This is a genomic window from Enterobacter sp. Taxon_2 (assembly GCF_058355295.1).
Window position 1 is genome coordinate 1,638,266 of the sequence record NZ_CM178024.1, and the last position, 12,273, is coordinate 1,650,538.

General features: G+C 55.0%; 10 protein-coding genes and 1 tRNA gene. 2 read left to right on the forward strand and 9 right to left on the reverse strand.

The window, feature by feature from the left end; all coding sequences use genetic code 11:
• Window positions 1-125: 125 nt before the first annotated feature.
• Entirely contained in the window at window positions 126-1,262 is a 1,137-nt protein-coding gene (locus tag AC4IC4_RS07615) for a D-alanyl-lipoteichoic acid biosynthesis protein DltD (protein WP_491472802.1), read from the reverse strand.
• A gap of 277 nt (window positions 1,263-1,539) precedes the next feature.
• Here AC4IC4_RS07615 and AC4IC4_RS07620 point away from each other — a divergent pair.
• Both AC4IC4_RS07620 and AC4IC4_RS07625 read left to right on the forward strand, forming a co-directional pair.
• A tRNA-Ser gene (locus AC4IC4_RS07620) sits at window positions 1,540-1,627 on the forward strand.
• Window positions 1,628-2,090: 463 nt separating this feature from the next.
• Complete coding sequence (locus tag AC4IC4_RS07625; RefSeq protein ID WP_048989940.1) at window positions 2,091-2,996, forward strand: LysR substrate-binding domain-containing protein; 906 nt, start codon at window positions 2,091-2,093, stop codon at window positions 2,994-2,996.
• A 47-nt stretch (window positions 2,997-3,043) separates the two neighbouring features.
• On the opposite strand, the gene cobO is transcribed toward AC4IC4_RS07625, so the two are convergent.
• The 8 genes from cobO to AC4IC4_RS07665 form a co-directional block, all read right to left on the reverse strand.
• On the reverse strand, window positions 3,044-3,646 hold the full coding sequence (gene cobO / locus AC4IC4_RS07630) for a cob(I)yrinic acid a,c-diamide adenosyltransferase (RefSeq protein WP_491472471.1): 603 nt from the start codon (window positions 3,644-3,646) through the stop codon (window positions 3,044-3,046).
• Between the two features lie 9 nt (window positions 3,647-3,655).
• Window positions 3,656-5,308, reverse strand: a complete 1,653-nt coding sequence (locus AC4IC4_RS07635) for a class I fumarate hydratase (RefSeq protein ID WP_491472472.1) — start codon at window positions 5,306-5,308, stop codon at window positions 3,656-3,658.
• Between the two features lie 72 nt (window positions 5,309-5,380).
• The gene (gene glsA / locus AC4IC4_RS07640; RefSeq protein WP_370883917.1) at window positions 5,381-6,382 is read right to left on the reverse strand and encodes a glutaminase A; all 1,002 of its coding nucleotides are present in this window, start codon (window positions 6,380-6,382) and stop codon (window positions 5,381-5,383) included.
• Window positions 6,383-6,436: 54 nt separating this feature from the next.
• A complete protein-coding gene (locus AC4IC4_RS07645; RefSeq protein WP_024907738.1) occupies window positions 6,437-7,729 on the reverse strand; it encodes a dicarboxylate/amino acid:cation symporter in 1,293 nt (430 codons plus the stop codon).
• A 165-nt stretch (window positions 7,730-7,894) separates the two neighbouring features.
• A complete protein-coding gene (locus AC4IC4_RS07650; RefSeq protein ID WP_024907737.1) occupies window positions 7,895-8,212 on the reverse strand; it encodes a DUF4387 domain-containing protein in 318 nt (105 codons plus the stop codon).
• Entirely contained in the window at window positions 8,209-9,579 is a 1,371-nt protein-coding gene (locus tag AC4IC4_RS07655; RefSeq protein ID WP_048989929.1) for an acyclic terpene utilization AtuA family protein, read from the reverse strand. Before AC4IC4_RS07655 ends, AC4IC4_RS07650 begins: the two co-directional genes overlap by 4 nt.
• A 3-nt stretch (window positions 9,580-9,582) precedes the next feature.
• On the reverse strand, window positions 9,583-10,824 hold the full coding sequence (locus tag AC4IC4_RS07660) for a methylaspartate ammonia-lyase (protein WP_491472473.1): 1,242 nt from the start codon (window positions 10,822-10,824) through the stop codon (window positions 9,583-9,585).
• Entirely contained in the window at window positions 10,824-12,269 is a 1,446-nt protein-coding gene (locus AC4IC4_RS07665; RefSeq protein WP_024907734.1) for a methylaspartate mutase subunit E, read from the reverse strand. The genes AC4IC4_RS07660 and AC4IC4_RS07665 overlap by 1 nt, the downstream gene beginning before the upstream one ends.
• Between the last annotated feature and the right edge of the window lie 4 nt (window positions 12,270-12,273).

The window sequence follows — 12,273 nt, forward strand, 5'->3', positions numbered from 1 at the left end:
TCGGCCTCAGAACTTTTGATATTCAAAATGCAGCTGCATACTCATGCTGTCATCGACAGAGGTCCACGCGACGATAGTGATCGCCAGCAGGAGATAAAGGAAAAAAAGACGGATCGCGATTTTCATTATTTAAAGCTCTGTGCAATAAAGCGAATCATAGGAACCCAGGCCAGTTCGGAAGGATGCAAACGATCCCAGTTCCAGCCATTCTGATAAGGCATGGCGTACATATCTAAATAAGGGATCTGGTTTTTTTCCAGAATGGTTTTAATTTGCTTATCAACCGGGCGGAAGGTATCGGTATTGTAAAGCGCCCAGGGGTTAACCGGGTCGACGATAGCAATGACCTGCACGTGACGTTCCTTCAGCAGCTGGACGGTTTTACTGAACGCGGCGATTTGCGCAGGCACGACCGGCGTGTCATCCCACTGCTGCCGCGTACCGTCCTCTTCGTAAATCGTTTTGTCCATCCACAGCGTGGCCGCGCTCTGCTGGCGTTTTTTATTTAACTCGCGCGCGTTCGCCAGCTCTTTATCCCAGTCAGGGGTAATGTGGGCAGTGGGCTGCTGCGGCCACGGCTGTACCGTCTGGGGCGTGACGTTGAGCAGCGCCAGCCAGTCGTTTTTTATCATGGTACAGACGTTCGCAAACTGGAAACTCACCTCGTCCCATATCAGATCGGGGTGCCAGCCAAAGACGCGCATTTGGCCAAAGGTTAAATGGCTTATCTCTTTACTATTAATATGCTTTAAATAATTAACCAGCAGCGGGCGCGCCTGCGGGTCCTTCATCAGCGGATTAAAAATAGAACCGGGGAAATTATCGGCATAGATAGCCGGTGGCAGCCCTTTTGAGTAAAAGCTGTCAGGTGCCAGAAGTAAAACAACTTTACTGTTTGCGTTAAGGCTATTTTTAAAACGTGAGAACAGTAAAAACTGCGTTTCGTCATCGACAAACGCATCGCCATACGCCACAACGGGTGTGTGCAATTGCTTATTAAAGTAATTATATACAGCGTAATGTTCATCTTCTGAGGTGGCAACCTCAGACGCGCCAATGAAGAAAATCGCATTACCTTGTAAGGCATGGGAAATAGTCGCAATTTTTTCCGCTTGTTCTTTCGGCGTGCCCTCCATTGATTTAATCAGCGGCTGGAAGGTAAGGGGCGGATCGAAGCTCGTCACCAGCGGGTGAACACACAGGAACAAAATGGCCAGAGTCGCCATCAGGATATGTAAGCAAAGCGTATTTTTGATTTTCATCATCAACCAGTAACACTGCATGGCAGTAATTTCTAAAATCTGTCGGTACTCAGATTTATAACAATTACACAACAAATGGCCGTCTATTTTTGTGGCATTCTATACCAGAGCGATTTAAAAGGATGAGCGTTGCTGTGTAACGGTATGTACAAGGGAGCAGAGACCGATGCGCGGTAAGCGTCTGGGTGATTTTTGCGCAGTCAAACGCCGGTGGCTAAAAATAGAAAAATTCCTGCTTTACAAGGCGCTAATAGATGTTTATAGTGCGCCTCACTTTGGAAGCGTGGCCGAGCGGTTGAAGGCACCGGTCTTGAAAACCGGCGACCCGAAAGGGTTCTAGAGTTCGAATCTCTACGCTTCCGCCAAATTCGAAACCCAGATCGTTATGCGATCTGGGTTTTTTGTTTTGAGCCGGTTTCTGCTTGCGTGCTGAAGAGGCGCTGGAACGGTGCTCTGGCATCCGTCACGCGGGTGCGCCGGTGATCAAAAGACGTACACAGAACCCTGTTCTATTTTTAGCACAACGTTTTGTTTTATATTTTTTAACGTCCAGCCCTATGCTATTCCTGTTTTTAATGGCCATATGATTTTTCATATAATAAGACGCTGTCTCCATTACACGAGGCACAAAAGAGAACAGGTTCTTAATAATCTTTCATGTTTCATTTCATTTTCTGCAAGTAGTTTGGCCTGACGCGCAAAACTGATTAAATCATGGTGTGGATCACTGCCGACAGAGCATAACTAAAATATAATGGCGGTATCGTTCTGAAGCAGGGTTTATTCGCTTCAAAAAATTACTGTTACCCACCATGAATGGAAGACATGATGAGAGGAAAAATCCCCAAGAGCGAGTTGCTGGTGACGTTCGAAGTTGTGGCGCGTCACGAAAGCTATACCCGCGCGGCAGAAGAGCTGGCGTTAACGCAGAGTGCAGTGTTCAGACAGGTGACGGCCCTGGAGGAGTTTTTACACACCTCATTATTCAATCATGCCAAAAAGCGGATTTTTCTGAATGCAGCAGGCAAGCATTATTTGAATATCGTCAAAGAGACGCTTAATAAGCTGGAACGCGATACAAATATGATAATGTCCTGGCAGCCTGCCGTTCAGGTTGTGGAGCTGGCGGTAAATCCCACCTTCAGTACGCATTGGCTGATCCCTAATTTATGGGAGTTTAATAAATTAAATCCTGATATTATTGTTAACATTCACTCGCTGGCCAATATCGGCGATTTTTTAAATCGCGAATACGATGCGGCTATTATGCGCGCCGATTTTTGTCCTCCGTGGTCGGAGGTTGATTATTTATTTGAAGAGGAGATCCTGCCGGTCTGCAGCCGAAGCTTGCTCCCCAGCGCGGAGCAGAAGCTGGGGGTTGAAGAGCTGCTCAGTGAGTTTCCGCTGTTACACCAAAGCACTCGCATCAATGGCTGGCAGGAGTGGTTTGCGCTGTCCGGTATCACCAGTCCGGACGTGAATCTTGGCCCGCGTTTTGACCTCCTCTCGATGCTGATTGCCGCAGTACGATCGAATCTTGGGGTCGCGCTGCTTCCCCGCTTCGCCATCCAGCATGACCTGGACTGCGGCGAGATGGTGATCCCCTGTGATGTTCCTATCCGCACCGGCAACCGCTTCATCATGACGTGGCGGGAGGAAAAGGCTCAGTCCCTGCCGTTACAAACTTTCCGCGAGTGGCTATTACAAAAATCAGTGGTATCGCCTGCCGCGTAATAACACCGGATGGCGGCAGTGCGGCGCGCCATCCGGTACCGACACGCTTACCAGTCAATGCCCTCCTGCGCCTGAATACCGCTGTCAAATGCGTGTTTTACCGGGCGCATTTCGCTGACCGTGTCGGCAAGCGCCAGTAACTGCGAGTGACAGCCGCGTCCGGTGACGATCACGGTCTGCTGCGCCGGACGGTTCTCAACTGCCGCGATCACCTCCTGAGTATCCAGATAGTGATAAGCCAGCATATAGGTGAGCTCATCCAGAACCACAAGGTCGTAACTCGGGTCAGCCAGCATGCGCTTGCTCTCCTGCCACACCGCCGTTGCGGCCTGAATATCCGTCTCCCGGTTTTGTGTCTCCCAGGTAAAGCCGGTGCCCATAATGTGGAATTCGACGCCGAGCGGATGCAGGGTGTTGTATTCACCATTATCCCACTGGCCTTTAATAAACTGCGCGACGCCAACGGTTTTACCGTGGCCGACGGCACGCGTCGCCGTACCGAAGGCGGCGGTGGACTTGCCTTTTCCGTTGCCGGTGAAGACGATCAGAATGCCTTTCTTCTCTGTTGCCGCCGCCACGCGGATATCAACCTGCTCTTTGCGCTTTTGCTGTCGTTGGCGGTGTTTTTCTGCGTTAGCTCGCGCTTCCATAGTGGCTCCTTAATGTCCGGCAGGGCAGGATGCACAGCGATGCTGCTGCTCAAACTGGCTGAAGAAATTATTCCCTTTGTCGTCAACCAGCACAAAGGCGGGCAGATTCTCGACCTCCATCATCCATACCGCCTCCATGCCCAGTTCGGGATACTCAAGGCAGCGCAGGCTTTTCACATACTGCTGCGCCAGCAGCGCCGCCGCACCGCCGATGCTGCCGAGGTTGAAGCCGCCGTGCTTATGGCAGGCATCGGTAACCTGCTGGCTGCGGTTGCCCTTGGAAAGCATGATCAGGCTTCCGCCCGCGGCCTGGAAAGCATCGACGTAGCCGTCCATGCGCCCGCCGGTGGTCGGACCGAGGGAGCCGCAGGCCTGATTCTCCGGTGTTTTCGCCGGACCGGCGTAATAGACGATATGGTTTTTCATGTACTCCGGCATCGGCTCGCCGTTATCCAGCCGGGCTTTGATTTTTGCGTGAACAATATCGCGTGCGACCACGATAGGGCCGCTTAACGACAGCCGGGTGCCGATCGGCAGGGCAGACATATCGCGCAGGATCTCGCGAAGCGGGCGGTTCAGGTTGATCTGTACGGTTCGGGCGTCGTGTTCCTCACGGCTGGCGTCGGGGATATATTTCCCTGGGTTATGTTCCAGCTTCTCCAGCCAGATACCGTGCTTGTTGATTTTCGCTTTGATATTGCGGTCGGCGGAGCAGGAGAGCGCCATGGCGACAGGGCAGGAGCCGCCGTGACGCGGCAGGCGGATGACGCGAATATCGTGCGCGAAATACTTGCCGCCAAACTGGGCACCGATGCCGAATTCGCGGCTGGCGTTGAGCAGCGTGGCTTCCAGCGCCGTATCGCGGAACGCCTGGCCCAGCTCGTTCCCGCTGGTGGGCAGGTTGTCATAATATTTTGTTGAGGCCAGCTTCGCCACCTTCAGCGCCTGGTCGGCAGAGAGGCCGCCGACCACAAAGGCAATGTGATACGGTGGACAGGCCGCGGTACCGAGCGACTTCATCTTCTCGATCAGGAACGCGGTGAGCTTCTCCGGCTGCAGAATCGATTTCGTTTCCTGGAACAGCGCGGCTTTGTTAGCCGATCCGCCGCCTTTATTGACAAACAGGAAGCGATATTCGCTCCCCGGCGTCGCACTGATGTCTATCTGCGCCGGCAGGTTGGTTTGGGTATTAACCTCGGTATACATGTCCAGCGGTGCGTTTTGCGAGTAGCGCAGGTTACACTCGCTAAAGGTGGTATAAATCCCTTTGCTCAGCGCTTCGGCATCATCACCGCCGGTCCAGACGTGCTGGCCTTTGCTCGCCACAACGGTGGCCGTGCCGGTATCCTGACAGTTTGGCAGGACGCCTTTTGCCGACACTTCGGCGTTGCGCAGCAGCTGCAGGGCGACATACTTATCGTTACTGCTGGCCTGCGGGTCGTGCAGGATGCTGGCTATCTGCGTTAAATGTCCGGCGCGCAGGAAAAATGAGGCTTCATAAAAGGCCTGCTGGGCCAACAGGGTCAATGCCTCAGGCGCCACCTTAATGATCTCCTCGCCCTCTAACTCCGTCACCGTAACGTGCTGTGTGCTGAGGAGTTCATATTCCGTCGTATCGTTACTCTGAACAAACAGTTCCTGCCAGACAAATGGTTTAGACATAGTACTTCTCACTTTGTGGTTGTTTTTGCCGGGCGCTGGCGCAGCTGCCGCGCCCGGCTGACAAAATCACAGTCAATGGGCTAAAAAGAGGCTGGCCTGCGTCGCCCCGGCAACATACGCAATCGTCTGCTGGGCGCGGACGCTATTCCCGGCGGCATCCAGCGGTGGCGAGTAGACCGCGATGGCGTATTGACCGGGCACGATGGCAACCATGCCGCCGCCGACGCCGCTCTTCGCCGGGATCCCAACGGTGTACAGCCATTTGCCGCTGCCGTCGTACAGCCCGGCAATCGCCATTTCCGCCAGAACCTGCGGCACGTAGCGTTCATTCAGCAGTTGCTTACCGTTGAAAGGCGATTTGCCCTTGTTCGCCAGCACCGCGCCCATTTTGGCGAGCTGCTCAACGGTGATGTCTACGGAACACTGGCGGGTGTAGATTTCGACGGCTTCACGGGTATCGCCATAAAAGCTGTTATAGGAGGCCATCAGCATCGCCAGCGCCTGGTTATGCTGATTGGTCTCCATTTCCGATTTGAACACCGGCTCGTTGACGGTCAGCGAGGCATCGGCCCACGCGTTCAGGTTATTGAGGATCGTGTTCCAGCGGTCGGTCTTATCTTTCGCCTCAATCAGGCTAACCGTGCTCATCGCCCCCGCATTCACCAGCGGGTTTTCCGGCGCACCTTTGTTCAGTTCAATGGCTAAACCGGAGTTGAAGGGCAGACCGGTCGCACTGGCGCCGAGTTTATCCAGCACCTCCTGCGGACCGCGCTGCTCCATCGCCAGCGCCAGGGTGAAAACCTTGCTCAGCGACTCCATTGGAAACGCTTTTTTCACGTCGCCAACCTGGTAAATCTTGCCGTCGACCGTGGCGAGGGTGATGGCGAAATTGTCGGGGCTATAGGTCGCCAGGGCAGGGATGTAGTCGGCGACCTTCCCCTCATGATTACCTTTGAATTTTTGGTGAGCCTGTTCAAGCAGCTGCGCATAGTCCGGCGCGGTTTGCGCCAGCGTGGCAGCGCTAAACATCAGGCTGACGGATAAAAGGCTGACGCCGAAAATGTTTATCTTCATGGGGCTTTCCTGTACATCGGAAGACGAAAGGCCAACCACGGTTGGCCTTTGTAATCAATACATGGCGATTTCAGTTTCTGAAGCAGTGCTTTCTTTGGCCGGAACCTTGCCGCGGCAGCCGGCGCCGAAGTGCTCGCCTTCCCAGCGACCGACGATAGCGGCCCCCATTGCGTTACTCATCACGTTGGTGGCGGAACGGCCCATGTCGAGGAACGGATCGACGCCCATCAGCAGAATCAGACCCGCTTCCGGAATGTTGAACTGGTTGAGCGTGGCGGCAATAACCACCATCGATGCGCGCGGCACGCCCGCCATCCCTTTAGAGGTCAGCATCAGGATCAGCAGCATGGTGATCTGCTCGCCAATGCTCAGTTCGATGTTGCACGCCTGGGCGATAAACACGGTCGCAAACGAGCAGTAGGCCATTGAGCCGACCAGGTTAAAGGAGTAGCCGATGGGCAGGACAAAGCTGGCAATCCTGGAGGAGACGCCGAATTTTTCCAGTTTGTTCAGCGTGCCCGGGAAAGCCGCTTCTGAACTTGAGGTCGTAAAGGCCAGCAGCGCAGGTTCGAGAATCGCTTTAGTCAGACGACTGATGCACGGACCGACAATCATCGTGGACAGGCCAATCAGAATCGCCCACAGCAGGCCGAGCGTCATGTAGAACTCACCCATGAAAATACCGGCGCTGACCATCACGCCCAGACCGCGTTCGGCAATCAGTCCGGAGATCGCGGCAAATACGGTCAGCGGTGCAAACAGCATGACGTAACCCGTCAGCTTCAGCATCACATGCACCAGAGAGTCGAGCACCTTAATGATGGGGTCGGCTTTCTCACCAATGGCTGCCAGGCTGCAGCCGAGGAAAATCGAGAACACCACGATTTGTAGAATCTCGTTGCGGGCCATCGCATCAACGATGCTGGTCGGTACCGCGTGAGAGATAAACACTTTCAGCGTGAACGGCTCGGACTGAACGGCCGCAACGGCCCCGGCGTCATGGGGGACAAAGTTAATGCCTGCGCCAGGCTGGAAGATGTTGACGATAACCAGCCCCAGGGCGATGGACAGCAGCGAGGCGCAAATAAAGAGGAAAAAGGTTTTGGAGAATATACGGCCAAGCGTTTTAGCATCACCCATTTTGGCTATGCCAACCACCAGGGTGGAAATGACCAGCGGGGCGATAATCATTTTCACCATGCGTAAGAATATGGTAGTGAAAATAGAGATATCCTGTGCGTACGTTTTTGCTGTATCTGCTGATGCCATATTATTAATGACCACCCCGGCAATCATGCCGAGTATCAAACCTAATATGATCATTTTCGTTAAGCTTATTTTTTTCATGTTTACTCCATCGGATAAAGGTTGGTTAATGTGTAGGGTCGCGTGCGCCTGAGCCCTGATGAACTGCTCAGACGCACGTTTGTTGTGACCAACCGCATGAATTATCTGGAATACAGTGATACAGCAAATATCTATATCCCAATGGACGTTGTTGTATTTGTAGTGTTACAGATCAAACTCGATACTTAATAACGGTGCATGCTGCTGGGCACCATAGACATCATTGTCACCGACGTTGCCGGAGATAATATCGCGAGGCATGACGATTTTGACCGCATTGGCCGGATCGAACCAGATAATGCGATGAATAAAGTCAGGCTTAACGTTATATAAACGGGCAATAAGCTGCGGCGTTAATTGCTCCGAGGCTTTTACCCGCTGATAGTCTTCACGCGTTTTAAATAAAATATCCAGAACCAGCTCATACGGTCCGGCGTTTTTAGAACGAATGACCTGCGCCAGTGAGCAAATACCCTGTTTCATAACTGAACTCCTTCTGGCGTGACCTGCTCGAGGTGGAAATCAAAACGCAGCGCGTCGCTCGCTTCGATCAGGTGGTAGATTGAGAACTCATACACCGGGCCGCTCTGAATGTCGGAAGGGGAGAACGGGAACGCGAGGTTGCCCGCTGTTGCGATCCGGTTTTCATAGCCGTAGTGCAGCAGGGTAGAGCGCACCAGCGAACAGACGCTGTTGGCGATATCCTGGGTGGGGGCCACTACGTCCAGCAAAATACCCAGTTCGTGCCCGGCGGACTGCATCGGCTCATGGTTGCCCATCACGCCATTCTTTCCGTACAGGTGGAACGTCATGCGGATGCTGTCGTCATTCAGCGAGAGGTTGCGCTTCACGCTGACCTGCACTTCTTCGAGGATATTATCGATCCCGGCAATCATGATCGGGTCGCGCGTACCGGCAATGGTCAGGCAGCGGAAGCCGACCCGGCGGGCGCCTTCCAGCTTCAGCGCGTACGGCGTTTCTTCGTGGCGGGAACCGCTGACGTACACTTCGCCCTCGTTGACCGCTTTGAAGCTGCACCCTTTCAGGTTCAGAACGCCGCCCGGCCCCGGCAGGAAGTACGGGTCAGATTTCTCGTACAGGGTGTGCGCCGCCGCAGACGTTTCGGTGAATTTACGCTTCGGATTAAACGTTTTCAGCGTAAAGCCGTTATCGTCAATGATGCCCATCGCGCAGTCGGAGCCGGACCCCGGCGTAGCGGCAATCGCCGCGCACTCGAGGATCTTACCGCAGTGCAGAGCCAGACCTTCATCGAAGCCCTGCATGATGGGCAGCGCGGCAAAGCAGGCCGGATCGTACGCCCGTCCGCCCAGCACCACCTGCGCCCCGGCCGCCAGCGCCCGCTGGAAAGGCTCGATACCCATCTGTGCCACGATATAGGTGCTCTCTTCGATAGCCTCGTGGGTCAGTTCCGGGACGAAATCCAGGGCGGTGATTTTCCCGTCATCCAGCGCCTGATGCACGGTGGCTTTATCGACATCCGACGGGATCAGCGCCATGGAGAATGAGAGTTTCTCTTCCTGAGCAATCTCAAGGATTATCTGGCGGCACCACTCCAGATGAGGCGCGGCGCCGGACCCACCGGCGGTACCGATCACCACCGGAATGTTGTGCTTAACGCCAGCCACGATCATATAGCGCAGATCGCGTTTTACCCCCGCCCGGTCGGTGAAAGGCTTACCTGCCCCCAGGTAGTGGGGGCCAGGGTCGGAAGAGCCTGCGTCGACCGCAATAAGATCCGGCGACGCTTCCATGGCCTTCCGAAAGCTCTCTTCCGGGAAGCCATAGCCCAGGATAGCCGTTGGCGATAAGATCTTAAATGTACGTGCCATCTTTTAATCCTTAGTCTGCAACAGTGCGATGGTGCGGTTCATTTCGTTAAACACGATGTTAAGACCTTCATCGAAGCCCATGCCCGGTTTGATCAGCATGCGCATCGGGCGAGCGGCGAGGGCCACGTGCACGCAGGTGCGGGCGCTGATTTCCGTTTCGTTACAGGTACCGCCCTGATAGGCTTCCATGCCGTGCTTGTTGCAATACAGCACCGCATCAACGATGTTGTGAATACCGCCCAGGTCCGGGGTTTTAATCTGCACCATGTTGCAGCTGCCCGCATCGGTGAAGTCCACAATGTCCTGATAGGTGTTACACCACTCATCGGCAACGATTTTCACGCCGGAACCCAGACGCATCAGCTCGTGGGTGATGGCGGTCAGCAGGCGGATCTGATCCGGCTTGTTACCCGCATCCACCGGCCCTTCAATGTACAGCGGCAGGCCCTGGGCTTCTTTTTCGAGGCTGGCGATATAGGCGGCGCAACGTACCGGATCCATATCGAAAATCAGACCGATGGTGCCGTACACGTCAATGTGCAGCGTCGGGCGATAGCGCGGGCTGGTGCGCAGGCTCAGGATGCGGTCGGATAACCAGCGCACATACTCCCGCAGTTTTTCCCCTTTCAGGCCCAGCTTCTCTTCCACGTTGTTGATAAGCGCATGTGGCAGTACGTCAACGCCTTTGAGGATCATCTTGTCGACGGCGATATAGCGGTCGTCGCCGCTCTGACCAAATAACGGAATGGCCTCCGGAACGCACGGTAGCTGCCATTCATCACACACGACTTCCGTTTTCAGACGGCCGGTCGCCAGTGCCGCCGCGTCGAGCAGCGCCTGCGAAAGACCATAGCGTACGGCGGTATGCAGCAGATGGCCGTCTATACGCAGTTCGTCAAAGAAACGGGCATTCGTCAGGAACCGGTCAACGTCACGGCCTTCCAGCAGCGGCTTGATGTGATCGTTGAGGAACGGAATGAAGTGTTCAGCCAGGAACAGCGGATCACGACCGCCTGCCCCTGAATATTGCACCGCTGCACAATCGCCCACCGCCACCGCGCCGTTTTCCAGAATCAGCTGTACGGATACGCATTCACCCGCCTGACGAACGGACGTAAATCCAGGCGTTACCGGATTGCCGGTATAGATAAACCCGTCATGACCGGCGCCGTTTTTGATGGCCTGCTGATCGTCGAAATAGAACGAGGAGTAGCCTGCGGTGAAAAGGGCCTGCTTAATTTTCATTATGGTCTTCCTATTAATTTACTGTGGGATACCGCGTTGATGTCATCAACAACCATCTGGAATGAGGGCTTACGGCCTTCAAAACGCGCGCGCTCGGCGACGTAATCGTGATGCAGGGCGAGGATATCTTTCGGCAGCGGAACCGCACCGGCTTCCAGCACGCGAATGGCACCGGCGTTATCACGCACCGGCAGAATTTTGCCTGCGTTGCAGGAGGCAGGGGCGAACGGTACGTCCAGCACGCCCGCTTCAAACGCCAGCACCGTCCCGCGCGCGACATCGCCGTTGCCCAGTTCGAAGACTTTCTTCAGCACGGCGCGGACTTCGCTCTTAATAAGCTCGACTTCCTGCTCGACGGCGGCGCACGGCGGGAATTTCTGATCGCTGACCATGTTGAGCATCTGACGCGAGGCCTTCAGCCCCTGGGCGTTTGCGGCGGCGGTCGGAATACCGAACGCCTCGTGCGGGCTCTTGGTGATCACTTTGGTCGCCCCGGACATACCGGCAACCGCTGCGCCCCAGGAGATAATGGCAAACGCTTTCGACTCATCTTCCGGGAAGCCGCCCATCCACTGGTGGAAGACGGTACTCAGCTCGTAATCGTCAAAGCCGTGGTTGTGGAAATATTCGTGGGACAGCTCGCGCAGAGCCTGAATCGCGGCGATATCCTGCGTCAGGCTACCGACCTGGCCGTAGCCGACGGTAATTGACTTCACGCCCTGTTCCAGCGCCAGCAGACCTTCGATAATCGCCACCGAGTGGGACACAAACGGCGGGATCAGGGTGCCGGTCAGCGGGCCAAACGGTTCACGGTTAATGCGAATGCCGTTCTCCTCGTACAGGCCCATCAGGCGGTCGCAGTACTGCCAGTCGCGGATAGATTTTTCCAGAGTGACGCGCTTGGCGTACGGAATGTTGTAGGAGATACCGCCGCCTTCATAGCTGGTAAAGCCGCTGGCCATCGCGATCTCCGCCAGCAGGCGCGCATCCGGCGTGCCGTGACGTACCTGAATCGGTTTCTCCAGCGCTTCAGTCATGCGGCGGCAGGCGGCGACGCCGTGGTTGACGACCGGTAAGCCGTTAAGTTTGGAGGTGCCCGCTTCGATGGATTTTTGAATCCCTACCGCCGCCTCTTCATAGCGATTCAGACGGGTGTAGGCATCGATGGTGCTGGGCAGCAAATCGCAATCTTCCTGCAGCGTTTTGAGCAGGGCGATATGTTCATCCATCAGCGCTACGCCTGCGCGCGGCTGGCTCAGGGTTTTACCTTCCTGGTCCGCCTTCAGTAGGGCGTGAGAAAAGCGTTTTTGCTCAGGAATGGTTTGCTGGTACTTCACGCCATCTTCGAAGTTCTCAACGTCCTTGCCGGTTTGCCAGGTCTGCAAGACCTGTTGCCGCTCAGTCATGAATTCGTCATGGGTTAGCTTTTTATTTCGAAGTTCCATTCGT

Excerpts from the sequence above, each read along its gene's own strand:
- AC4IC4_RS07615 (WP_491472802.1), bottom strand. The coding sequence starts at position 1,262 with ATGAAAATCAAAAATACGCTTTGCTTACATATCCTGATGGCGACTCTG.
- AC4IC4_RS07625 (WP_048989940.1), top strand. The coding sequence starts at position 2,091 with ATGAGAGGAAAAATCCCCAAGAGCGAGTTGCTGGTGACGTTCGAAGTT.
- cobO (WP_491472471.1), bottom strand. The coding sequence starts at position 3,646 with ATGGAAGCGCGAGCTAACGCAGAAAAACACCGCCAACGACAGCAAAAG.
- AC4IC4_RS07635 (WP_491472472.1), bottom strand. The coding sequence starts at position 5,308 with ATGTCTAAACCATTTGTCTGGCAGGAACTGTTTGTTCAGAGTAACGAT.
- glsA (WP_370883917.1), bottom strand. The coding sequence starts at position 6,382 with ATGAAGATAAACATTTTCGGCGTCAGCCTTTTATCCGTCAGCCTGATG.
- AC4IC4_RS07645 (WP_024907738.1), bottom strand. The coding sequence starts at position 7,729 with ATGAAAAAAATAAGCTTAACGAAAATGATCATATTAGGTTTGATACTC.
- AC4IC4_RS07650 (WP_024907737.1), bottom strand. The coding sequence starts at position 8,212 with ATGAAACAGGGTATTTGCTCACTGGCGCAGGTCATTCGTTCTAAAAAC.
- AC4IC4_RS07655 (WP_048989929.1), bottom strand. The coding sequence starts at position 9,579 with ATGGCACGTACATTTAAGATCTTATCGCCAACGGCTATCCTGGGCTAT.
- AC4IC4_RS07660 (WP_491472473.1), bottom strand. The coding sequence starts at position 10,824 with ATGAAAATTAAGCAGGCCCTTTTCACCGCAGGCTACTCCTCGTTCTAT.
- AC4IC4_RS07665 (WP_024907734.1), bottom strand. The coding sequence starts at position 12,269 with ATGGAACTTCGAAATAAAAAGCTAACCCATGACGAATTCATGACTGAG.